The sequence below is a fragment of the Furfurilactobacillus entadae genome (assembly GCF_045862745.1).
Classification (GTDB): Bacteria; Bacillota; Bacilli; order Lactobacillales; family Lactobacillaceae; genus Furfurilactobacillus; species Furfurilactobacillus entadae.
Genome location: NZ_BQXN01000006.1, coordinates 56,734 through 80,406, shown reverse-complemented (window position 1 = coordinate 80,406; position 23,673 = coordinate 56,734). Strand labels below are relative to the sequence as shown.

18 protein-coding genes are annotated in these 23,673 nt (G+C 47.9%); 2 read left to right on the top strand and 16 right to left on the bottom strand.

Annotation, left to right across the window (positions count from 1 at the left end):
- Nucleotides 1-137: 137 nt before the first annotated feature.
- The 5 genes from ACKTR5_RS04270 to ACKTR5_RS04250 form a co-directional block, all read right to left on the bottom strand.
- Entirely contained in the window at nucleotides 138-6,413 is a 6,276-nt protein-coding gene (locus tag ACKTR5_RS04270; RefSeq protein ID WP_407879447.1) for a mucin-binding protein, read from the bottom strand.
- 368 nt (nucleotides 6,414-6,781) lie between these two features.
- Nucleotides 6,782-7,225 carry a GatB/YqeY domain-containing protein gene (locus ACKTR5_RS04265; RefSeq protein ID WP_407879445.1) on the bottom strand — a complete coding sequence of 148 codons (444 nt, stop codon included), beginning with the start codon at nucleotides 7,223-7,225 and terminating at the stop codon, nucleotides 6,782-6,784.
- Nucleotides 7,226-7,345: 120 nt separating this feature from the next.
- Nucleotides 7,346-7,534, bottom strand: coding sequence for a 30S ribosomal protein S21 (rpsU, locus tag ACKTR5_RS04260; protein WP_017261952.1), 189 nt, complete (start codon nucleotides 7,532-7,534; stop codon nucleotides 7,346-7,348).
- 131 nt (nucleotides 7,535-7,665) lie between these two features.
- Complete coding sequence (locus tag ACKTR5_RS04255; protein WP_407879443.1) at nucleotides 7,666-8,592, bottom strand: deoxyribonuclease IV; 927 nt, start codon at nucleotides 8,590-8,592, stop codon at nucleotides 7,666-7,668.
- A 21-nt stretch (nucleotides 8,593-8,613) separates the two neighbouring features.
- The gene (locus ACKTR5_RS04250; protein ID WP_407879442.1) at nucleotides 8,614-9,489 is read right to left on the bottom strand and encodes a YitT family protein; all 876 of its coding nucleotides are present in this window, start codon (nucleotides 9,487-9,489) and stop codon (nucleotides 8,614-8,616) included.
- Between the two features lie 122 nt (nucleotides 9,490-9,611).
- On the opposite strand from ACKTR5_RS04250, the gene ACKTR5_RS04245 reads away from it, so the two are divergent.
- Nucleotides 9,612-10,229: a hypothetical protein gene (locus tag ACKTR5_RS04245; RefSeq protein ID WP_407879441.1), complete on the top strand. Its 618-nt coding sequence runs from the start codon at nucleotides 9,612-9,614 to the stop codon at nucleotides 10,227-10,229.
- 138 nt (nucleotides 10,230-10,367) lie between these two features.
- On the opposite strand, the gene ACKTR5_RS04240 is transcribed toward ACKTR5_RS04245, so the two are convergent.
- The 4 genes from ACKTR5_RS04240 to hisS form a co-directional block, all read right to left on the bottom strand.
- Nucleotides 10,368-11,705, bottom strand: a complete 1,338-nt coding sequence (locus ACKTR5_RS04240; protein ID WP_407879440.1) for an NAD(P)H-dependent oxidoreductase — start codon at nucleotides 11,703-11,705, stop codon at nucleotides 10,368-10,370.
- A gap of 13 nt (nucleotides 11,706-11,718) precedes the next feature.
- Nucleotides 11,719-12,327 (bottom strand): NADPH-dependent FMN reductase, encoded by a 609-nt coding sequence (locus ACKTR5_RS04235; RefSeq protein WP_407879438.1) that lies wholly within the window; start codon nucleotides 12,325-12,327, stop codon nucleotides 11,719-11,721.
- 188 nt (nucleotides 12,328-12,515) lie between these two features.
- Nucleotides 12,516-14,303 carry an aspartate--tRNA ligase gene (aspS, locus tag ACKTR5_RS04230; protein ID WP_407879436.1) on the bottom strand — a complete coding sequence of 596 codons (1,788 nt, stop codon included), beginning with the start codon at nucleotides 14,301-14,303 and terminating at the stop codon, nucleotides 12,516-12,518.
- A 22-nt stretch (nucleotides 14,304-14,325) separates the two neighbouring features.
- Nucleotides 14,326-15,621, bottom strand: a complete 1,296-nt coding sequence (hisS, locus tag ACKTR5_RS04225) for a histidine--tRNA ligase (RefSeq protein ID WP_407879435.1) — start codon at nucleotides 15,619-15,621, stop codon at nucleotides 14,326-14,328.
- 394 nt (nucleotides 15,622-16,015) lie between these two features.
- On the opposite strand from hisS, the gene ACKTR5_RS04220 reads away from it, so the two are divergent.
- On the top strand, nucleotides 16,016-16,882 hold the full coding sequence (locus ACKTR5_RS04220; protein ID WP_407879434.1) for an N-acetylmuramoyl-L-alanine amidase: 867 nt from the start codon (nucleotides 16,016-16,018) through the stop codon (nucleotides 16,880-16,882).
- Nucleotides 16,883-16,953: 71 nt separating this feature from the next.
- Here the strand turns inward: ACKTR5_RS04220 and dtd are convergent, their stop codons facing one another.
- The 7 genes from dtd to ACKTR5_RS04185 all read right to left on the bottom strand — a co-directional run bounded on the left by dtd (nucleotide 16,954) and on the right by ACKTR5_RS04185 (nucleotide 23,664).
- On the bottom strand, nucleotides 16,954-17,391 hold the full coding sequence (gene dtd / locus ACKTR5_RS04215) for a D-aminoacyl-tRNA deacylase (protein WP_407879433.1): 438 nt from the start codon (nucleotides 17,389-17,391) through the stop codon (nucleotides 16,954-16,956).
- A 31-nt stretch (nucleotides 17,392-17,422) separates the two neighbouring features.
- Entirely contained in the window at nucleotides 17,423-19,666 is a 2,244-nt protein-coding gene (locus ACKTR5_RS04210; protein WP_407879432.1) for a RelA/SpoT family protein, read from the bottom strand.
- 239 nt (nucleotides 19,667-19,905) lie between these two features.
- The gene (locus tag ACKTR5_RS04205; RefSeq protein ID WP_407879431.1) at nucleotides 19,906-20,310 is read right to left on the bottom strand and encodes a hypothetical protein; all 405 of its coding nucleotides are present in this window, start codon (nucleotides 20,308-20,310) and stop codon (nucleotides 19,906-19,908) included.
- Nucleotides 20,311-20,419: 109 nt separating this feature from the next.
- Entirely contained in the window at nucleotides 20,420-21,178 is a 759-nt protein-coding gene (locus ACKTR5_RS04200) for an RsmE family RNA methyltransferase (RefSeq protein ID WP_407879429.1), read from the bottom strand.
- A gap of 2 nt (nucleotides 21,179-21,180) precedes the next feature.
- Nucleotides 21,181-22,131, bottom strand: coding sequence for a 50S ribosomal protein L11 methyltransferase (gene prmA, locus ACKTR5_RS04195; RefSeq protein ID WP_407879427.1), 951 nt, complete (start codon nucleotides 22,129-22,131; stop codon nucleotides 21,181-21,183).
- 26 nt (nucleotides 22,132-22,157) lie between these two features.
- Complete coding sequence (locus tag ACKTR5_RS04190; RefSeq protein WP_407879486.1) at nucleotides 22,158-23,183, bottom strand: zinc-binding alcohol dehydrogenase family protein; 1,026 nt, start codon at nucleotides 23,181-23,183, stop codon at nucleotides 22,158-22,160.
- A gap of 139 nt (nucleotides 23,184-23,322) precedes the next feature.
- A complete protein-coding gene (locus ACKTR5_RS04185; protein WP_407879426.1) occupies nucleotides 23,323-23,664 on the bottom strand; it encodes a hypothetical protein in 342 nt (113 codons plus the stop codon).
- Between the last annotated feature and the right edge of the window lie 9 nt (nucleotides 23,665-23,673).

Here is a 23,673-nt window from a genome sequence, read left to right as displayed (position 1 = left end):
TGTGGTTACCCCCTATTTTAGCATAAAGCCCCCTAACAACAAACAATGTGTCAAACTTAGTCGTTCTGAACAACTAAAACTGCCCTGGCCACAAGTTTCATGACCAGAGCAGTTTTAGTTTATCCAATGTTCATTGTCTATTCGTGATGCTTTTTACGAAATAGGCTTAACCCTGCCAATAACGAGACTGCAGAGAGACCGACCAGTTCGGCCAAGGTTTCCGTCCGGTTGGTTTCACCAGTCTCAGGCAAACTAACCTGCTGGTTGTTAGCGTCGTGATGGTCACGGCTCGTCTGCTCTGAGGCAGTTCCAGTAGTTGGCACCGTTTCGTACTGGCCAGAGTTGTCTGGTGTTGACGTCGTCGGTGTTGTTGGCGTTAATTGCCCAGGTTCCCCTGGCGTGACCGTTTCACCTGGGGTCGTAACTGGTTCATCACGCGCATAAACCAACGTTTGAACGTCGTCAGCACTTTGTGGCGTCACGTTAACCACGGTTGTTGCCGCCATTAACGCATGGAAACCAGCAATTGATTTTGCCGGTTCGGCGGTAAACACAAGACCATCCTGTGTCGATGCCCAGTTTCCATACGTTGCTACGTTTGTAACCAAATCAAGTGTACCAGTTCGTGTAAACGAAATCGTCCGCACCAAATCTGGCGCTAATGGATTCCCCGCATCATCTTGATAATGAATGGTTTGGGTGACTGTCTTGGTTAACTCATCCGCATTGGTTACCGGAACCACCTGATGTTTCAAACGAACGGTGTATGCCTTAGCCACGCCATCCTGATCATACACAATACCTGTTTCTGGGAAGTCGGAACCAACCAGAACATAGTGTTTTTGTTCGTACGCCGCAATCTTTTCTGCGGTGGTGTAGGCATCAGTTGTCCCATAAGCACCAGTCAGATCATCCACCGTCAACGTTTTCCCAGTTGTCTCATCAACATAGGTCACCGTCGCGGTTTCGTTGTTAATCGCGTACGTGACTGTGATCGCTTTATCGGCGTCTCCATGAGCGACCACGCTACCATCCACCTGTGCCTGACTGGCGGTGTAACCCGTTAATTCAGGTGAAACCGTGGTGTCGTAATGATTCTTAGCGGTTGTCCAGTCGCCATAATTACCGAACGCACCTGTAACGGCATCAACCGTCGCCGATCGCGTGTACGTGACTTTCTGACTAACACTTGGTTTTGCCATGGTGCCATCTGAGTAAACGTAGTTGATCGTCTGGGTGCTCGTTTCGGTCAGTGACTTCAAATCCGTTCCAGCCGGGTACTTAGGTCCATCAGGATTGCTTGGATCAATTGGCTGACCTGGCGTCCCTGGGTTATCAGGCGTTACCGTCTTTGTGCCATGCTTTAGGGTCACCGTGTAATTCTGTGGTTCGTCGACATTATACGTCAGGGTCGTTGGGACATTTGAACCAACTAGAACATAACCAAGTTGTTCATACTTAGCAATCTGTTCAGCCGTTGTGTAGGCGCTAGTCGTCCCGTAGTCACCGCTCAGATTATCCGTCGTCAACGTTTTTCCGGTCGTTTCATCAACATAGGTGACTGTGGCAGTTTCGACGTTTGGTGTGTACGTCACTGTGATCGCTTTATCAGCGTCGCCGTGAGCGACCACACTACCATCAACCTGTATCTGACTGGCGGTGTAACCCGTTAACTCAGGTGAAACTTGCGTATCATAATGATCTTTTGCAGCAGCCCAATCTGTATACGTCACTTCGCCAGTCACGACATCAATTGTGGCATCACGTGTATACGTTACTGTTTGCGTCGCGTCTGGTGCAGCCGCGGTCCCGTCCTTATAAACATACTTAATCGTCTGGGTGCTTGCTTCGGCCAGCGACTTCAAATCCGTTCCGGCTGGGTACTTAGGCCCATCAGGATTGCTTGGATCAATTGGCTGACCTGGCGTGCCTGGGTTATCCGGCGTTACCGTCTTGGTTCCATGATCAAAGATTACCGTGTAGGTCTTCGTCGTTCCATCATCAGTATCGTACTTAATCCCATCGACTGGGAAGTCAGAACTAACTAGCACATAACCAAGCTGTTCATACTTAGCAATCTGTTCGGCCGTTGTGTAGGCGCTGGTTGTCCCGTAGTCACCACTCAGATCATCCGTCGTCAAAGTCTTTCCGGTCTTTTGATCAACATAATTGACCGCGGCGGTTTCCACGTTTGGCGTGTACATCACAGTAACCAATTTATCCGCATCACTTTGTGTGACAACACTGCCATCAACCTGCGTTTGATCAACGGTGTAACCCGTTAAGGTCGGTGAAACCTGCGTGTCGTAAGCATTCTTTGTCGTTGCCCAATCGGTATACGTCACTTCACCAGTCACGACATCAATTTTGGCATCACGCGTAAATGTTACTGTTTGCGTTGCATCTGGTGCCGCCACGGTCCCATCCTTATAAACATACTTAATCGTCTGGGTCCGAGTCGACGTCAACGCCGCCTGATCCGTTCCGGCTGGATACTTAGGTCCATCAGGATTACTTGGATCGATTGGTTCGCCAGGTGTGCCTGGGTTATCCGGCGTTACCGTCTTTGTGCCGTGTTCAAAAATTGCCGTATAGGTCTTCGTCGTTCCATCATCAGTATCGTACTTAATCCCATCGACTGGGAAATCAGAACTAACTAGCACATAACCCTGCTTTTCATAGGCCGCAATTTGGGCCGCAGTCGTATACGAATTAGTTGAACCATAAAGACCTGGTAACGATTTGGATGACAGCTGTTTGTTAGCCGTTTGATCAAAGTACGTCACCGTTGCCTTTTCCGGATTTCCTCTGTAGGTCACCTTAATGTTCGTATCACCGTCACCTTGTGGGACATTGCTTCCAGGAACTTGCGTTTTATTTTGCAAAGGACTATAGCCCGTTATGATTGGCGAAACAACGGTGTCATAGTTCCCTTTATCCGTTGCCCAGTCAGTATGGGTAACGTCACCCGTGGCTTCATCAATTGTGGCAGTTCGCTTATACGTGACCGTTTGAACTGAACTTGGTGCTGCGGTCGTTCCATCAGTGTAGACATACGTAATTGTTTGCGTGCTTGACGTTTCTAATGAATCATAATCCGTTTCGTCCGGATACTTTGGTCCATCTGGGTTGTTTGGATCAATTGGTTCGCCAGGTGTGCCTGGGTTATCCGGCGTTACCGTGATGCGCTTATGCGTAAAGTTAACCGTGTAGGCGTACACCTTCCCATACTCACTAAGTTCAATTGCGGTCGTGGGAAGATCAGTGTTTTCATATTGATAACCCTTGTTTTCCTGCTGAGCAATCAAGGCCGTTGCATCGTACGAATACGATGATGTGTACGGACCATTCTTAATATCTGTGGCCAACACAGTGCCAGTTTCTTGATCGACGTATTTCACCAAGATTTGGACGGGTTTAGGCGTGTAGGTAACATAAATATCACTAACCGGCTGAGTCGTTACAAAGGCCGTCGAAGCGGCAACGAGCAATTTGTCGCTATCGTAACCTGTGATAACCGGCGGAACCACTTCAGGAAAAAGGTTATTATCCGAAGTCCATGGACCATAAGTGACTTCACCCGTAACCGCATCGAATACTGCTTGACGCGTATAAGTCACTGTTAGCGTGGTCATTGGTGCGACGTTTGTTGTTTGATCTGCTAATGTGTAATGGATGATGCGTTTCTTCACTAAATTTAATGAGTCCTCATCCGTTCCAGCTGGATACTTTGGCCCATCTGGATCACTTGGATCAATTGGCTGACCCGGTGTAGCTGGGTTATTCGGAGTCACTATCACCCATTTATGATGCAAGGTTACCGTGTACGCCTTAACTATCCCATCAGCATCATACACAACTCCGGTTGCTGGAAAGTCAGTTCCTGATGGTGTTAAAGCATACCCTTTTTGTTCGTAACCGGCTATTCGACTAGCAGGGGTATAGGCATCCGTTGTGCCAAAATCACCACTCAGGGTATCAACGTCACCTAACGTCTTACCAGTCGTCCCATCCACATATTTGACCGTCGCTGTTTCTTTATTGGCCTGATAAACGTAAACGACCGTGCCACCTTCACCAGTCAGCTGACCACTAGCTGGTAGGCCAGTATTATCAGAAACTAGCGTGTAACCCACTTTTGGCTGCGCCGTTGTGGTGTAGTTTAAATAGTCAGCCGCACTGGCATCCGTCCCGTGACTAGCGGTTCCCGTCACGGTTGAATCAACGGCCGTTGTGCCATCCGCGTTCGTGTGTTGGTAAACGTATTTCACAGCAACGTCACCAACCGTCAATGTGCCTGGCGTAATGGTTACCGCATAGTTTTGGTTAACCGCAGCCGTTGCGTCAAGTGTTGCCGTAATTTGTTTCGTACCAACGGTCGATAAACCATCATCTATTGTATAGACTAACTTTTCACCGTTGACTTCACCCGTTACCGTTGGTGTCAGGTTCTTGGTCGTTCCATCCGCCCACAATGTCTGATTTGGTAACGTAATGGTGGCAGGCGCTTTATCAATCGTTAATGTTCCATCGATATAACTCACATCGTAATTACTTACGTCAGCATCTGTTGTCCCAGTCATTGTGTATGTGCCAGCATTAGTAACAGTAGCTGTTGTTCCGTCGGCTTTTTCTACCGCTTTAAAGACCAAATTATCGTAATTAGTCCCCTTTGTAACGCTTGTCGTGGTGCCGTGAGCCTGACCATCATAAGTAACGTGTTGGTCATTCGCAACGGTTACCGTTAACGGTTCCTTATCGATCGTCAGCGTTCCAGTTGTTGCTGTTAATTTATAGTTCTTTGCTAAAATTGCCGCCTGTGTTGGGTCAGCTAAAGTATACGTTAAGGTGTATGTGCCAGCATTGGTATAACTTGTAGCACCACTACCGTCAGTAGCAATTGAGCTGAAGTCTAACTTATCGTAATTAGTGCCGCTGATAACTCCTGTTCCTGGCGTATGTGCTTGACCATCATAAATAATTGTTGCTGGGACAGTTGCTACTGTTAATTTGGCGGCTGTAATAAAACTTGGATTTTGGTTAACAAACGTTGCATTAGCATCGAGAACATAATTTGTTCCCAATACAGCCTGAATTTTTGCTGCACCAGCCGGTGTCAACGTTGCAATGTAATTCCCAACATCTGCGCCGGTTAAGTTAGTTGTTCCTTGATAAGCATAGGTAAAGTCAGCTGTCGTCAAAACCGTTTGGCCAATGGTTCCGTTAATATCAGTTGCCATATTGCTTATTTTGCCGCTTGAGATAATCAAGGCTTGATTACCAGAACCATCCCGAACAGAAATTAACGGAATCATCGTTAATTGCCCCGTATAAGTTTGAGTTCCTTGCAAAACCCGCATATCATTAGTGCCACTATTTTCCACAGAAGCTTTAATGGTGGCAGGCAAAATCTTTACATGGAAAGTATAGTCCGTTGCACCTTCCGAAAAGGTTGGCGTAATATCATCCGGGCTCATGGGCAGTACATACTGTCCAACACTATTTGGAGACTGAATAATGCTTTCCATTGCACCTTTTCCAGCGTCATTTAATGTGATTGCGTAGTCACCCGGCGCCGTAAGTGTCGTTAAATCAGTTCCATCAGGATAAGTTATTGTATTTCCTTTAAGATCTGTATAGGTAATGCTCAAGTAGTTCTCAGCCGAAGGATCGTTTAATAATAAATACAGCAAGTTAACTTTTGTTCCATTTGCGTCAACAAAATAATTGCCAGAGTCATCTTGCATATATAGGGCTGCATCATTGGCTGGCGATGTTGTTGGTGAACTAACATATAAGCTCAACTGTCCCAGATTAGCCGCACCTGTTTTATAAACCATTGAAATTGTTCCACTAGTAACTAAACTCACAGTTGGCGTTGCCACGGTGTCATCGGCCGCAACAATTTGAGTCGTCGCGACTTTCTGTGTTGCGAGCGCTTGACTGGCAACCGTTTCTGTTGCGGCAGCACTTGCCGTGGCAGCACTAGAACTAGCGGCGGACGTTGCCGTTGTTGTGTCAGTTTGTGAGCGCGTGTCTGTCGTCTTTGTTGCAGACGTTACGGTCGCTTGACTAGCCGTTGATGAAGCGTCACTTGCAGCACTTGTCGCAGACTGAGCCGTGGTGGCACTCGCTGTCGAAGTTGCTTCACTTGTTGCTTGTGAATTGTCTGCCGCTGATGATTGTAAAGTCACCGCCTTTTGCTCAGTGAGCGGTGTGACTGAACTCGCCGTTGTTTCCGCGTCAGTTCCGTCATCTACCGTTGCCGCTTTTACTAACGTCGGTTGACTGACCGTTAAGCCTAATCCAATCGAAAAAAGTGTCATCCCAGCGGTGACCCACATTTTGCCAGACTTATACAGTTTATAATGTGTTTTACCTGGCCAACCCATCCTGTTTAAATCGGTTTTCATGTTATTGCCCCCAAAGCCTATCAATAAAAAATCAATCAACAAATTTTATTTTTTTGATTGTGTATTATTAAACAAATATTAATTAAGCAGTGAACAACCGTCTTGTGTTCTAACCACTTCTAAGTGTAACCGTAAACTTAATTAAATAACAGATAAATCATCAAAAATATATAAAAAAATTGTTAAAAACAATTATATTACTTATTCAAATTGTTTTTTATTAGTTATTCATCTAATGAATATTTAAACGAAATATGTAGTTTCGCGATGCTTCTTCAGCCGGAAAAATTAGTTAGCATCACAAAAAAACATCACAACCGGAGTAATCTCCGTCGTGATGTTCTTTAAGGTTAGCTTCAATAGTATTGTTAACTTAACAACGCCTTGACTGCTTGGTTAACCATGTTCCCGTCAGCCTTTCCTTTAATCTTAGGCATTACGGCCCCCATTAACTTACCAAAGTCCGCCTTACTGGTTGCGCCAACTTGGTCAGCCGTTTCCTTAACCACCGCAGCAATTTTGTCTGCACTCATTTGTGCCGGCATGTACCGTTCAACAATTGCGATTTCGGCCTTTGTATCAGCCACCAATTCGGCCCGATCAGCCTTTTCAAATTCAGCGAGTGATTCACGGCGCTGCTTTAAGCCCCGGGCGACGACAGTAACCCCTTCGTCATCCGTTAAATCGTGGCCCAAATCAATTTGTTCATTCATAACAGCCGATTTAAGCGAGCGAATGACAGTTAGGGTCTGTTTGTCCCGTGCCTTCATTGCCGTCTTCAAATCAGCGTTTAATTGGTCTAATAGTGTCATTTCTCATGTACCTCCCTTAACTAATGAATCTAGTATACCGCTTTTCCCAAAAACAGGGGGCAGGCCTACACGAATAAAAACCATAAAAAAACGCCAGTTACAATAACTGACGTTTAATCATTAAAAGCGGCTCTTCTTGTTCTTGCGTTTACGAGCAGCCTCTGACTTAAGCTTGCGCTTAACACTTGGCTTTTCATAGAATTCCCGTTTACGGTATTCTTGAAGGGTTCCGTTCTTAGAAACGGTCCGTTTGAAACGCCGGAGAGCATCATCTAAGGATTCGTTCTTACGAACAACTGTCTTTGCCATTGTGAAATCCCCTCCCTTCGAGCGTTTAGTAACGGTTTTGTACGATTCGCACTTAACTGTCCTTAAAAGAGTATACAGAAACCATTGCCCAACGTCAATTACTAACAGCTAATTATTTTAAAATTCTGCAATCATTTTAGAAACGCATCAAACGGACGGTCTGCAATAATGTCCGCTGCTAAATGCGCATTAAATTGCCCGGCTTCCAATTCAGCAATTTCATAACCATAAGGTGACCGCTTCAGTTTCGGATTATTTTCTGGATCAACCGGCACATATGGCGTTTCCATAATCTTCGGAATTATTTCAAACCGCGGATCATGGGCGATGGCGTTTAATCGGTCAAAGCCGATTTCACCATAGCCCAAATTGGCATGGCGATCTTTATGGGCTCCCTGGGGATTCTTAGAATCATTCAGATGAATGACCTTGATCCGGTCCAACCCAATAATTTGATCAAATTCACTCATGACACCATCAAAATCATCCTTAATGGCATAACCGGCATCACTGGTGTGACAGGTATCAAAACAAATGGAAATTTTTTCGTTTAACGTAACCCCATCAATCATTTCTGCCAGCTGTTCAAAGGTCGTGCCGACCTCAGTTCCCTTACCAGCCATGGTCTCAATCGCAATCTGGGCGTGTTGTTCAGGCGTTAAAATTTCGTTTAGCCCCTTTATGATGGACGCAATCGCAGCGTCCGGACCAGCACCAACGTGAGCACCAGGGTGTAAAACAATTTGTTCAGCCCCCAGCGCATCCGCCCGGCGCACTTCTTCACGTAAGAAATCAACCGCAAATGCAAAGTTTTCTGGTTTATAGGTGTTCCCTAAGTTCACAATGTAGGGCGCGTGGACGACAACATGAGCAAGCCCCTGCTCAGCCATGTAGTCGTGGCCGGCTTCAACGTTCATCTCGCTAACGGCCTTTCGCCGTGTGTTTTGCGGGGCCCCCGTATAAATCATAAAGGTACTAGCATGATAGCTAGCAGCCTCTTCAGCGGCGCCCAGTAACATTTTTTTACCACTCATGCTGACATGCGATCCAACTAACATTTAGTTAAACACTCCTTTGGTTTATAACCGTGGCTCATAAAAGTTCCCTAAGATCCGGGTAATGTTGCTCAATGAAACGAATGACCCAGGATCTGATTCATTGATGGCTTCCTGGAGCTCGCCGACCTCGTAACCAGAGATCACGGTAAAGAGAATTGCCTTTTCATCGTGCTTATAGGCCCCCTCGGCACCGTGAACAATGGTGATTCCCCGCCGAATGTGGTGCTGAACGGAATCCACCACCGTCTTCGGCCGGTCGGTAATGATCATCACTTGGAGCCGTTGCTGCCGGGTGTAGACCATGTCCATGACCCTGGCATTCACAAAGATCCCGATGGCTGAGTAAAACGCGTAGGGCCAGCCAAAGACGAACCCAGCGGCCACCACGATAAACGCATTGAACATCATGTTGATTTGGCCGATTTTCCGGCCGGTCGCCCGGCGAATCACGATTCCCAGGATATCCAAACCACCAGTCGAAATCCCGTAACGCAGAGCCAGCCCAGTCCCAAAGCCGTTGACTGCTCCACCAAAAATGGCACAAACAATGGGGTCGGTCGTTAAGGTAACGGGATGAAGCACCTTGATCATGACCGTGGATAGCCCAACGGCAATCACGGTGAACACAGTAAACCGGTGACTAATTTTAAGCCAGGCGAGGACAAATAACGGCACGTTTAGGAGAAAGAGCAATTCCCCGATTCCCAAATTAACACCCAGGTAGCGCGACGATAGTGTGTGGGTCAATTGTGCTGCCCCGGTAATCCCAGAAGAATAAATGTGACCGGGGTTCCAGAAGAAGTTTAGGGCGATGGAGACACAAATTGAGTAAATAAAGGCGGTTCCCAATCGACCCGTGTACTGATGCCGTTCGATTAACTGCTGTAAGTCATTCATGATTCAGATCCTTTTTAATTGATGGCCCCATTATAACAAAGTCCGCGCAATACTGGGCTAAAGTCAGCAGTTTTTAACCGGACCCACATGCTATACTAAGAGAATCAGATTTGGAGGTCTTCATGAATACACAAGCAAATAGCTTTTATAAAGAACCCTGGTTTGGCATTGTTTTAACCGTTATTTTCTTTCCAGCCGGCATTTACGTGATGTACAAATTCGGCCCGTGGAAAAATAAGACAAAGCTCATTCTTGCCATCTGTTTATCCCTTTTATCCATTGGTGTCTGGACCATTGCTGGTCTTGCCCCTTCATCGGGAAACCCCAAGGTTGGTGAAACATGGCTCGACACAAGCCACTCGACCAAAACAGTCGCGGCAAAAACGACCCTGCACATGACAGTCGATCACAATGGTCACGTCCGTTTGACTGGAACCACTAACCTTCCGGAAAAAACAAAACTCCATGTGGTCATTACCGCCAAAAACACGGTGGTTGGTGATGATGTTACGGTTACATCGGAGAAGACGTTTAAGACAAGCCCACTCACTGTCAACGGCGACCCACTGACGCCAGGCACCCTGACCGTTCACCTCACGTCAGCAAAATGGTCTGAACAGCCAGCTTCAGTCACCAAAACACTGGGGACTCATGGTCAACAACTTCGTGGTAAAGAAACCTCAAAGCATCAGCAAACACGCACCATTGATTTTAAACGACAGGTGACCTACGAGCAGTAATCTCGGTGAGGCCCATTGTTATAATATAAACACATTCAAAAAGCGGCTGCTTTCCCGTCTATGGGAAAGCAGCCGCTTTAATTTACAGACCGACAACTTGCGTCGGTTAGTCACCACCGCTATTCACAAAGCTGTGACTTAGTCGTCCACAGAGGCACTAGTTGTGTCATCTGTTTCAGGCTCAACCGGCTTTTCTACTGGTGTGGGCGTTACCGGTGCAGCTACCGTTTCTTCGCCTTCATCCATGTCCACCGAAGCACTGGTTGTGTCGTCTGTCTCAGGTTCAGCAGGTGCCATTGCGGCAACCTTAGGCGTTGCCTCTTTCTCTGATGCACCAGAGACGGCGTCCGGTGCATCCGGATCAGCCACAAGCTTCTGCCCTGTTTGTGAAAGATAGTAGTTAATGGTTGGCATCAAATCGAGCACGTATTCATTGATCCCCATGTACTGATCTTTGCCGTCGTGCATGGCCCGGTAATAGTGCATGATAAATTTATCAGGCCCGTTACCCGGAATTGCCATCTTCACTTCTGGTGTCTTACCAGTCCGCAAGGCGTTAATCACTTCAGCAACGTGCTGTTCCGCCCGCTTTGGGTGAACCATGGAAAGCGCACTTCCCACTTGACCAGGTACACGTGGTGCCAGCATCTTCTTGGCTGGCCCTTGTTGGTTGTAGTACAAGAACTGGTTGTTGCTATCAGCGTACGTCAATTCCATCGGCATCGCGTTCAAAAAGGCGTTCAGTTGATCAACCGTTAACAACCCCCGGTCCAACTTCACGTAGGTATTTCCACTGACAGCATGGGTCTTTTCTGCCGCTTGTTCCAACCAATCATCGGCGCTCATATCAACGCCATCAACCGTTGTATCAATGTGGCCGCTCGCCGTTAAGTCTTCTGCCGCTGCGCCAGTTGGTTCTGCTGGTTCGTTTAACGTGTTAATGACCCGAACAAAGTTCAAGAACTTTGCTAATGTGCTCCCAAGAAAATCAACCGTCCGTTGGTCAACCAGTTGTTGGTTATCGTCAAACGCGTCCTTAACGTTTGCCAATAAGAATTCGTTTCCGGGCATCACAATGGCGTTAACACCAGGTGATTCCAAAATTTGCCGCAGCATTAGCTGAGCTCGTGATGAGCCTTGATCGTAATAAGACGCTCCCACGATCATAACTGGCTTATCGTTCAGCGGATGAACGTTGTAAGATAACCATTCAATGACGCTCTTCAAGCTGGCCGTCAACGTGTGATTGTGTTCTGGTGTGCTAATGATCACCCCGTCTGCCGCTTCAATTTTATGAGTTAAGTATTGAATGGCAGGACTATTGGTTTGGTCATCACTCTCGTTAAACAGTGGGACATCATTGATGTCTAACAATTCAATCTCAACCTGGTCACTGAAGTGGTTGGCAATAAACTTTAATAACATCCGATTATATGAATGATCGGCAATGGAGCCGGCAATTCCAACTAATTTCATTTTTCCGCGCCTCCTATAAATTATCCCATGAGAAATTGGCCGCTTCTTTTTGGTCCTGAGCGGTCGTGTGGTTCAGTTGCTTTGTCATGGCAACAAACGTTTCAAAGTCGGCGAACAGACCATCTAGCTTGGTCACTTGTTCTTGATCAGTTAAGTTCCCGTCTTCATCAAACGCCTGCAATGAGTGTGCCAACAAAAATTCTGAACTTGGCATGATCCGGGCGCGTAATTCTGGTGAATCAAGAATTAACCGTAAGTGCCCCTGTGCCCGTGAAGAACCAAGGGAACCGTATGAAGCACCAGTGATCATGACCGGTTTGTCCACAAATGGGTGAATCCCGTAAGATAACCATTCCAAGGCGTTCATTAAGGCCGCAGGAACTGAGTGATCGTATTCTGGGGTGCTGATAATTACACCATCCGCATGATCGATTTTATCCGCAATGTTCGTGGCCACTGCGGGCACCTTCATGTTTTCTGGTTTGTTAAACAACGGTAAATTGGTGATTTCGACAATTTCAATGGTTGCTTGGTCATTAAAATGCTGTTGCATGAACTGCAACAGTTGCCGATTCGTTGAGTGATCAGCATTCGTGCCGACGATTGCAACGTACTTATTCATAGTTCTCCTCCAACAATAGCAAAGTGGTTTACTTACAATAATAGATTCCTTTATTCAAACATATTGTAAGTAAATTCACAACACTTGGCAAAGAAAGTCACTGACTTTTTTTATCGAACCAGTGGTAATTGCCATTTTTACCCACTAAAAAATCGTCGCGAGCAGGGCTCACGGCGATTGCTTGATTCTTATTTATCTTCTGACGTTGCTGCCGGTTCATTGACCGCCAGCGATAATTCTGTTAATTGGTGATCAGATACCTGACTTGGGGCCTCTGTCATCGGTTCTGTTGCCTTTGAATTCTTTGGAAAGGCAATGACTTCACGAATGTTGTCAGCGCCCGCTAATAGCCGGGCAAACCGGTCTAACCCGATGGCTAAACCACCATGTGGTGGGAACCCGTAATCCAAGGCATTCAGCAGGAAGCCAAATTGATCATTGGCCCGCTCTGGCGTAAACCCAAGGGCTTTCAACATTTTTTCTTGTAGCTCACGCGTGTGGATCCGGATTGAGCCACCACCAAGTTCCAAACCATTTAAAATGATGTCGTAACTTTGGGCATGGGCCTTGTAAGGATCTTCACCATCATTCAAGTAGTGTTCATCGCCTTCATTTGGCATTGTGAATGGGTGGTGCGCTGGGACCCATCGTTCAGCCCCTTCATCGTATTCAAACAGTGGCCAGTCAATCACCCACAAGAACGCAAACTTATCGGCGTCGATCATGTCCATTTCCTTAGCAATCGTTGTCCGCAAGTAGCCTAAACTATCTGCAACAACTTTGCTTCTGTCAGCGACGAACAGGATCAAATCACCATCATTAGCTGCTGTCGCCGTCGTAATGTCATCAAACTGATCGTTGATGAACTTGGCAACCGGGCCGTTGAAGGCACCGTCAACGACCTTGACCCAGGCCAACCCCTTAGCACCAAACCGCTTGATGTAGTCCGTGAAGGCGTCGATCTGTTTCCGTGAGTAGTGGTCCGCCCCGTTTGGCACGGCAATGGCCTTCACCTGACCACCGTTTTCAACGGCGCCACTAAAGACCTTAAAGCTACTGTCAGCCATCAATGCTGACAGATCCTTTAATTCCATGTCAAACCGTAAGTCTGGTTGGTCCGTTCCGAACCGATCCATGGATTCTTGCCATGTGATCCGGTTGAATGGCAACGTCACGTCCATGTTCAACGTGTTCTTCATCACCCGGGCGATCAGCCCTTCCGTCATGTCCATGATGTCATGTTGACTCATGAAACTGGTTTCCATGTCAATCTGTGTAAATTCAGGTTGCCGGTCACCACGGAGATCTTCGTCACGGAAACACCGCGCAATTTGGTAGTAACGGTCAAACCCAGCGCCCATCAATAACTGTTTAAATAACTGTGGTGACTGTGGCAATGCGTAGAAATGACCTGGATAGATCCGACTTGGCACCAGGTAATCTCTGGCCCCTTCTGGTGTCGACTTCGTTAAGTCTGGCGTTTCGATGTCGATAAAGCCATTTTCATCAAAGTAACTGTGCACAGCCTGGGTGATCTTACTTCGCATGATCAATCCACGTTGCATCTCTGGCCGCCGTAAATCAAGGTAACGGTACTTTAACTTCAGGTCTTCAGCGGCTTCCACCCCGTTTGAAATATCAAACGGCGGCACCTTTGACCGGTTCAAGATTTCAGCAGCGTTAACTTCCACTTCCACCTTCCCGGTCTTCATGTCCGGGTTAACTTCCTTTGCACTTCTGGCCTTGACCGTTCCGTTAATTTTAATAACGAATTCGCTCCGCATTTCTTCAGCAGCTGCTAACGCTGCTTCACCATTGGCCGCACTGAAGACCAGTTGAACTAGGCCTTCACGATCACGCAGGTCAATAAAAATCAGCTTTCCTAAGTCCCGGCGTTTTTGGACCCACCCCTCAAGGGTGACTTCTTGGCCTTCATAGCTTTCATCAATGAGGCCCGCATATTGTGTTCGTTCCATTGTTGAACTCTCCTTTTATTGCCTAATCTTCTTCAAAATAACGGTCAAAAATCCGACCAAAGTCGGCAGTCACATCCGCCATTGGCACCGTTACTTCTTCGCCAGAGGCCATGTTTTTAAAGTTGACCGTTTGACTTGCCAACTCCTTTTCACCAACGGTCATTGTAAACCGTGCTGAACGGCGATCGGCCGTCTTAAACTGAGCCTTTGGTTTCCGGTTCAGGTAATCCCGGTCCGCACTGAAGCCAGCGTGGCGAATGGCCTGCACAAGTTGGAGCGTTGTGCTGCTGGTTTCTTCACCGATACCGACAACGTAAACATCAAGTGGCATTTCGGTTGGCATGCTGACTGCTGCTTGATCCAGCAGTAATAAGAGCCGTTCCAATCCGATCCCAAAACCAAAGCCAGGTGTTTCTGGGCCACCCAATTCTTCAACCAACCCGTTGTAACGACCACCACCACAGATGGTTGTCCATCCGTGCCCTAAAACAGACGCGTTACTTTCGATTTCGAAAATTGTGTGGTTATAGTAATCCAGACCGCGCACCATCGTTGCATCCACTTCAAACGGAATTGATAATGACGTTAGCATCTCCTTGACGGCGTCTAAATGGGCTTGTGCCGCTGGCGTCATGAAGTCAAGGATGGATGGCGCATTTTCAACAATGACCTTGTCTTGGTCTGCTTTACTGTCCAACACGCGTAATGGGTTTTTGTGTAAGCGGGCCTGTGAATCCTCACTAAGTTCGGCAAAATGAGGTTCCAAATAATCAACAAGTGCTTGGTGGTACGCTGCCCGTGTCTCCTGGTCACCCAGTGAATTGATGGCTAACTTCAAGCCTGACAGTCCCAATTGGGTGAAGAAGTCCATGGCCATGGCCATTACTTCAACATCAACTGCTGGTGAATCACTCCCGAAGGCTTCAACCCCGATTTGATGAAATTCACGCATCCGCCCAGATTGTGGCCGTTCATAACGGAACATTGGTCCCATGTAGTAGACTTTGTATGGCTTCTCTTGTTCAGGCGCGTACAGTTTATTTTCAACGTAGGCCCGAACAACCCCAGCCGTTCCCTCTGGCCGTAGCGCAATGTGGCGATCGCCCTTATCATGAAAATCGTACATTTCCTTGGTAACGACATCGCTGGTGTCTCCGGCAGACCGTGAGAAAACTTCGAAGTTCTCAAACAGCGGTGTCCGAATTTCATGAAATTGGTAATTATCAAACAGCAGTCGGGCCGTTTCTTCCACGTAACTCCACTTTGCTGATTCACCGGGTAAAATATCTGCGGTCCCTTTTGGGCGTTGGTATTTCATAATCTTGACCTCCAAAATTGTTAGCATAACAATGCAACGTGATCGTTAATGGTGCCGAAAAAATAAAAAAACACCCCTGACGTTAAATTCAAGGGTGCTTGCGCACGGTACCACCTTTATTGGTTCTCACGGGTAACGTCATTTGCGACGGGATTTTCATCCACCTAGAAAGTGTCTTCATGTTGCTGATTATGCAAGTTTTCACCACCCACTTGCTCTCTTGGTTAATCGGCACCACTAATGGTCTTCCATCACCGGTTTTAATATTGTTATATCGTGTTTAAAACTTAGTTTAGTTTTGCCCATCTGTCAAGTCGATTCACTGAATTTGCGGTTTGAACCCGGAGAATTTGCTATAATTGGTCTAATTTACTAAATAAGGATTGAAAAAACTATGAATTTTTTGAAACAACGTTGGTTTCAGCTCACGGTCACCATTGTCGTGACCATTACCGTCGGGCTTCTTCTCTTTTGGCTAACCCGTGAGCAAACGGTGACGGTCAGTGTGGACAACCTTAACGTGCATTCTGGCCCCAGCTTATCGGATAAAACCATTCATAAGGCCAAGCTTAACAGTCGGCTGGTGAAAATTGGCGAAAAAAACTTGTGGTACCACGTTCGTTATGATGATCGTCACACCGGGTGGGTTGCCAGTTGGTTAGTTGACCGGCGGACAAACCTGAAGAAGGCCACCTCCCTTTCAGAGGCGACAATTGTGATTGATCCCGGTCACGGTGGCGCTGATTCAGGCGCCCTGCACACCATGGATGCCACTAAAGCAAAGGACATGGAAAAAACGTACACGTTGAAGGTTGCCCAGGCGGTCGCTAGCGACCTTCGCCGCCGCGGTGCCCATGTCATCATGACCCGCGACACGGATAAATATGTTGGCCTTGCACCACGACCAGCACTGTCAAACGAGGTTCAAGCTGACGCATTCATCAGTATCCACTTCGATTCATCTCCGGCCGTTAATCAATCCTCTGGGCTAACGACCTACTATTACCATAAAGGGACGTCATACGGGCTTGCAGAAGCATTAAACAAGCAGATGAACCACTACCCCATGCCTAACAAGGGCATTCAGTTTGGTAACTTCGAGGTCATTCGTGAAAACCAACGGCCCGCTGTGCTTCTAGAAATGGGTTACATTAACGACAAGAAGGACTTTCGAACCATCAGCGGCATAACGTATCCCTACCGGGTGGCGCATTCCGTTACAACCGGTTTGGATCAGTATTTTGCCGCTAAGGCCCAGTAGCACATAGATCTACTTCAATTTAAAAAGACGGACCGCCCAAGTTAGTTGGGTGATCCGTCTTTTTTGTTGTCTTAGTCACGTTCGAACAGTAAGGTCACTGGGCCATCATTGACCAAACTCACCTGCATGTCGGCACCAAATTCGCCGGTTTCAAGTGGAACGACCGCCGCCAATTGTTGGTTCAGTCGCGCCCATAGTGGTTCAGCAATTTCAGGCGTCGCTGCCGTTGAAAAGCCCGGCCGGTTGCCATGGACAAGATCCGCGTACAACGTGAATTGTGACACGGATAAGATCGCGCCCGCCACGTCTTGCACACTCTTGTTCATCTTGCCATCCTCATCGCTAAACAACCGTGAATTCAGAATTTTTTTCGCCAGGTAGTCCACCGTTTGCGCAGTATCGGTTGGCGCAATTCCGACCAACAGTAATAATCCGTGGTCAATGGCGCCCACCTGCTGGCCATCAATGGTCACGGTAGCCTGCCGAACCCGTTGTGCTAACACCCGCATCCTTAACACCCCTTCTTAAAAATACGACAAATTAATGGGTTGCTCGTAAAACTTCGTAAACATCCGGAACATTCTTGATGTTATCCATAATGTGATTCAATACCTCAACGTTACGGACACCAACGGTTGCGGAAACAACAACCATCTTGTTGTGATCAACCTTGCCGCTAACCGATGATAGGAATTTTGTGGTGTTGTTGATGACACGCAACACGTCATTTAACATCCCGTTACGATTGTAGCCGCGAACTTCGATGTCAGCGTTGTAGTTGGTGCGGTTGTTTTCTGGATCCTCCCACACAACATCAACGATTCGTTCACCGTGTTCTTCAGCTGCACGGACGTTTGGACAGTCAGCCCGGTGAACAGAGACCCCGCGGCCCTTCGTAATGTACCCAACGATGGGATCGCCAGGCACTGGTGAACAACAGTGACTCAAACGAACAAGGAGGTTATCGACCCCCTCGATGATGACCCCATCAGAAGAGGAGCGTTTGGCATCGTCCTTAGCCGCAATCGTTTGTGGTTCTTCGGCCTTTGGTTTGTCGCCGTTATCGGATAAAATCTCCCGCTCCGCTTCTGCCTGGCGATCGGCCTCTAGCTGCGCCCGTTTATCAGACGTTAACCTGTTGGCGACACCCATTGGTGCTGCGTCACCAAAGCCAATGGCCGACAATAGATCATCCGTTGACCGATAGTGCATCCGTTCAGCAACGTTAGCCAAATTTTCATCCGTCATGATTTCCCGCGCATCAAAATTCAGTTCACGAAGCTGATGCATGACCATGTCACGGCCACTAGCAATGTTATCATCACGATCTAGCTTCCGGAAATGCTGTTTGATCTTATTCCGTGCCCGCCGTGTGTGCACAAGGTTGACCCAGTCACGACTCGGCCCACTTGAATTTTGTGACGTTAAAATGTCAACGATGTCCCCCGTCTTAATTTCGGAATCCAGGGGGACAATCTTCCCATTCACTTTGGCACCAGTGGTGTGGTTACCGACCTGCGTATGAATGATGTAGGCCATATCAAGTGGCCCGGCACCCTTTGGCAGTTCCAGTACATCACCCTTTGGTGTGAACGCGTAAACGGAATCCGTGAATAGATCCCCCTTGACGCCTTCCATGAAGTCGTCCGCATTTGAGGCGTTATTCTGCAATTCGATGATCTGCTTAAACCAGTTTAACCGGTCATCGTTTGACGTCTCCTGCACTTCATCCGTTTGCCCTTCTTTGTACGCCCAATGCGCAGCAACCCCGTATTCAGCGATCCGGTGCATGTCTTCCGTCCGAATCTGAATTTCAAGTGGTTTGCCCTCTGGTCCAATCACCGTGGTGTGCAGTGATTGGTACATATTTGCTTTTGGCATGGCGATGTAATCCTTAAACCGCCCAGGCATTGGCGTCCAGTGGGTGTGAATGGCCCCTAAAACGCCGTAACAATCACGAATTGATTTCACGATCACCCGAATGGCAAGCAGATCATAGATTTGGTCAAACTGTTTGTGCTTATCAACCATCTTTCGGTACACAGAATAGATGTGCTTCGGACGCCCATACACTTCGGTTTCGATGCCGAGGTCACTGATTGCACCGTTTAATTCGTCAATGGCCTCATTGATGATCTCGATCCGTTGGTTACGCTTAGAGTTCATCAAGTGAACGATGCGGTAATACTGTTCTGGGTTAAGGTACCGCAAGCTCAAGTCTTCCAGTTCCCACTTAATGGTGCTGATCCCTAACCGGTCCGCCAATGGTGCGTAAATCTCTAACGTTTCGTTAGCAATGCGGCGTTGCTTATCCGGCCGCAAATGCTGTAACGTCCGCATGTTGTGCAAGCGGTCTGCCAGCTTCACGATGATCACCCGAATGTCGTGTGACATCGCCAGCAGTAACTTTCGGTGGTTTTCCGCCAATTGTTCTCTGTTTGACCGGTACTTGATTTTCCCAATCTTAGTGACCCCATCAACAATTTCGGCCACGTCATTACCGAACAGTTCACGCAGGTCGTCTAACGTTGCTACTGTGTCTTCCACAACGTCATGTAAAAAACCGGCCTCAACCGTTGCCGGGTCCATTTTCAGATCTGCCAAAATGGCGGCAACCTGAATTGGGTGCATGATGTAAGCCTCACCAGATTGGCGCTGTTGGTCAGCGTGAACCCGGGCCGCAAAATCATATGCCTCACGGACTTCTGCCACGTGGTCATCGTTCATATAGGTGCCCACCTGGGTCATAACCTCTTCAGCGGTCCAAATGTGTTCTTTTGACATCGTCTCACCCCAATAAAATTAATGAATTGTTTTCCTTATTTTAACCGAATTGTCAAATTAAACAATCCTAACGAGCTGAAATCCGGTCTAATTAACGGATTTTCTGTTAATTGACCGAAAAATGAGCCTCGTCGACTGATCAACCCTGATCAGACACAAAAAAACTGACCACCATCGTTTCAGGGGTCAGTCTGTTTACGCTAAGAACACTTTCAAAAAGTGCCGTTAACCTTTTTCAATTAGCCCTGACTCCCCACAGTTGGTTGTTCAGTCGTCTGTGACTGCCGTGGTCGGGTTGGTTGTTGGCCCACCATAAAACCAGCATTAAAGCCAACCACAAAGTAACTGATACATGCGTAGCCAATGGCCATGTAATAGGCATAATCATGTGCGTTCGTTTTGAACAGAAATGTCGCTACGGCAAAGACCATCGGGAAAATCACCACGTGCCAATTATCACGCTGTTGGCGACTAACACGCCACCCCACGAGAATTGCATACAGGCCGTTAAACCCAATGAGAAGCCACAAAACCTTATGGTACACCGACAAACTGGAGAGATTAACCAGCCATGGCAACACCGCGCCAACAACCAATCCACCCAGCCAATATTGCCAGCCGCTATGTTTTTTAAAATAACTCATACTATCGCCACGCTTGTTATCGAATTTTAATCATAGTGGTTATTATAGTCAATTTTCTACGTGGCGTCACAAAAACATCGTGCCCTTAAGGTTTTCTTTCAAACTTCTGCTAGGCAAACAGTTCAGTCGCATACGAAACGGCGCTTAAAAAGTACAGCGGTGCCGTTTCTGTCCGTAAGATCCGGGGGCCAAGACCAGCCGTTACATAACCAGCAGCGGTAATCTGGGCCGCTTCGTCCTGACTCAACCCGCCTTCAGGGCCAAAAATGGCCGTGACCCACTGACCCGGTTGAAGCTGTGTCAACGTTTGGGCTAACTGTGCCTGTTCCCCCTGCTTGGCGGCTTCTTCCCACGCTACCAGTCCAGCATCAGTGGGCAGTGTTAAGGCCGCTGTCAACGATTCACAATAGCGAACAGTCGGGATAACCAACCGGTGTGACTGTTGGGCCGCGTTTGTCGCAATCTCTTGATAACGACTAATTTTCTTAGCCGCTTTTTGCTTCCATGACGCAACCGCCCAAGCTGTGGGCACAAACACAATTTCAGCAACCCCAAGTTCTGTCGCTTTTTGTGTGATCAATTCTGCCTTGTCACCCTTTGGCACACCACAAACGATCCGGGTGTGAACTGGTAGCTCCACCGTGCTCGGTTTAAATGCGGTCACGGTCATCACCGCTTGTTTATCGTCTGGCGTCAACGTGGTCAGTTGGGCTTCCAGAAGCTGATGTTCCCCGGTAACAAATTCGGCGGTTGTCCCCACCTGGGCCCGAAGCACTTGAACAAAATGTTTATAAAGGGCGGGTGTCAGTGAAAACGTTTCGCCCACCGTCGTTAACACCAGCTCGGTCGGTAAAAAGTAATGTTGCATGACTAATCATCAACCCCCGGTTTTTGTGCAATAATGCCGTACCAGTCTCCACGACGCATAACTTCAACGATCCGATAGCCGGCCACTTCAAGCTGCTCTTTAATCAGCGGATACTTGTCGACAATGATTCCACTGAGCAAGAAAAGGCCGTGTTCTGGTAACAAGGGCGCCGTTTGCGGAATCAATGGCACCAGAATCTCAGCAAGAATGTTCGCCACGATGATGTCTGCGTGCTGGTTTACGCCAGCCAACAAGTCGTTTGCTGCCACCTGGACATCGCTGGCAACCGGGTTTAATGCCAAGTTACTATTGGCAGCATCCACGGCAATTTGATCAACATCATATGCATACACGTCGCCAGCCCCCAGTTGTTTTGCCGCAATGGACAACACCCCAGAACCAGTCCCGACATCTAGCACCGTTTCACCACCACGGACCACCATTTCCAACGCTTGCAACATCAATGACGTTGTCGGGTGAGTCCCGGTACCAAAGGCCATGCCGGGGTCTAAAACCAGTAACTTTTCATCGGCTGAGGTCGGTTCATAATGCTCCCAGCTTGGCACCACGGTTAGGTAGCGGGTTACCCGAACCGGATGATAATACTTTTTCCACGCTGTGGCCCAGTCGTCATCCGCCACTGGTTTGACCATGACACTCGCGTCACCAGCATCCAGGCCAAACGTTGTTAATTCAGCCAAGCGGGTCTTGATTGTGGTTAATGCTTCCGCCATGACAACGGTCTCTGGATAGTACGCCGTGACCACCGCACCCTGATCCAAATGAGGCACACTCTTCTTATCCAACAGTTCACCCGGAAACTCCGCTTGAAGCGCAAGAAAATCGGCGGCGTCCTCAATTTTGGTCCCGGTCGCCCCGGCGTCCATTAAAATGTTACTAACGGCCTCAACGGCCTCGTTCGTTGTTGTTACTGCAACTTCAGTCCACTCCACGTCTCGTTATTCCCCTTTTCGATTGGTTACTGCATGACCGATCCGTTAAACGGCCCAGTCACGACCACTTTGCCGGTCATCTTATTGGCTTCAACCAGTTGATGGGCTGCCCGTAAACTAGCCGCATTAATCCCGTCAGCAATGGTTTTGGTCAGGGTACTTTGCAGGGCCCCAGCATCCACCAATGTCGCAATTTGGGCCAGCTCACGTCCCTGGCTTGCGAGGTCCTGCTGGTAGTCTGTTTTAGCAAACATGTACTCCCAGTCAAAGCTGGCCGCCTTATTTTTCAACAGGCCCAGTGGTAGCGGCCCCTGATTTTCAACGATCGAGGCGACATGACCAAACGCCTTCACAAGCTGTGCTGCCTGTTCAAAGTACTGATCGGTTGAATGCAAAATCAAAATTCCGTCAAAGCCATCAATGTTTTCCGCATGGGCTTGCTCAACTAAGTTTTCCCGGTGGTTAAACACCCGGTCAGCGCCCAGTTGCTTAACCCAGGCAATGGTTTCCGGACGGGACGCCGTAGCTGTCACCGTCAAACCAGCCCACTTTGCTAGCTGAATGGCCATGGACCCGACACCCCCGGCGCCATTAATGATCAAAAGTTCCTGACCGCGATTCGCATTGACGGCGTTAGTGAACCCCATCTTTTCAAACAGCACTTCACTTGCGGTCAGTGACGTTAATGGCAATGCCGCAGCCGCAGCATCCGTTAAGGTCGCTGGTGCCTTTGCGACGATGCGTGCGTCCACAACCTGTTGCTCAGCGTTTGACCCATCACGCCCAGTTGTGCCGGCATAATAGACCCGATCACCAACCGCCACATTATCAACTAGCGCACCCGCGTGGATGACCGTCCCAACGGCATCATAGCCCAGAATTTTAGCAGCCGTTAAGTTTTGGCGTAACTTCGTATCCACTGGATTAACGGACACAGCAGTCACCGCGACCACAACGTCATGATCACCAGCGACTGGTGCTGGTCGTGTGCCATCCACCATCGCCGCTGGTTCATTAATGCTTGTTGCTGCAAACGATTCGATTACCTTCATCATGAATTCCTCCTCGTTATTCTTGTCTGTGTCCATTGTGCCAAAATTAAGGCCAAAATACCATGGAGAGATCTTCTTTAACTAAGGCACAACAAATAAAGGACTGGTTGACGTCACTGTCAATCAGTCCTTTATTTACTTACGATTGGCGATGGTGCTCATGACGTCCTGAAACACGTCTTGCGTGAACATAACGTTCACGGCCATCTTCGGTTAAGATGTGGCTAGCCAAATAATCCAGCAGCTCGTCCTCATTTTGAAAAACGCGCGGATTGTGCTGTCCATGAAGTCGCAAGTCAATCTCATCGATCTTCAAGCGACCCGTCCAACCATGACTATACTTCACAATCAAACGGTTATTAACCTTTTTCTTTCCAAACCGGAGGACGTACACGTGTTGCGGAACCATCATTGGCCGAATGTACGTCTTCTCATAACGGAACTGATTTGCCTTCAAAAACGCTTTTGTCCGTGTTAGCATCCGCTTACC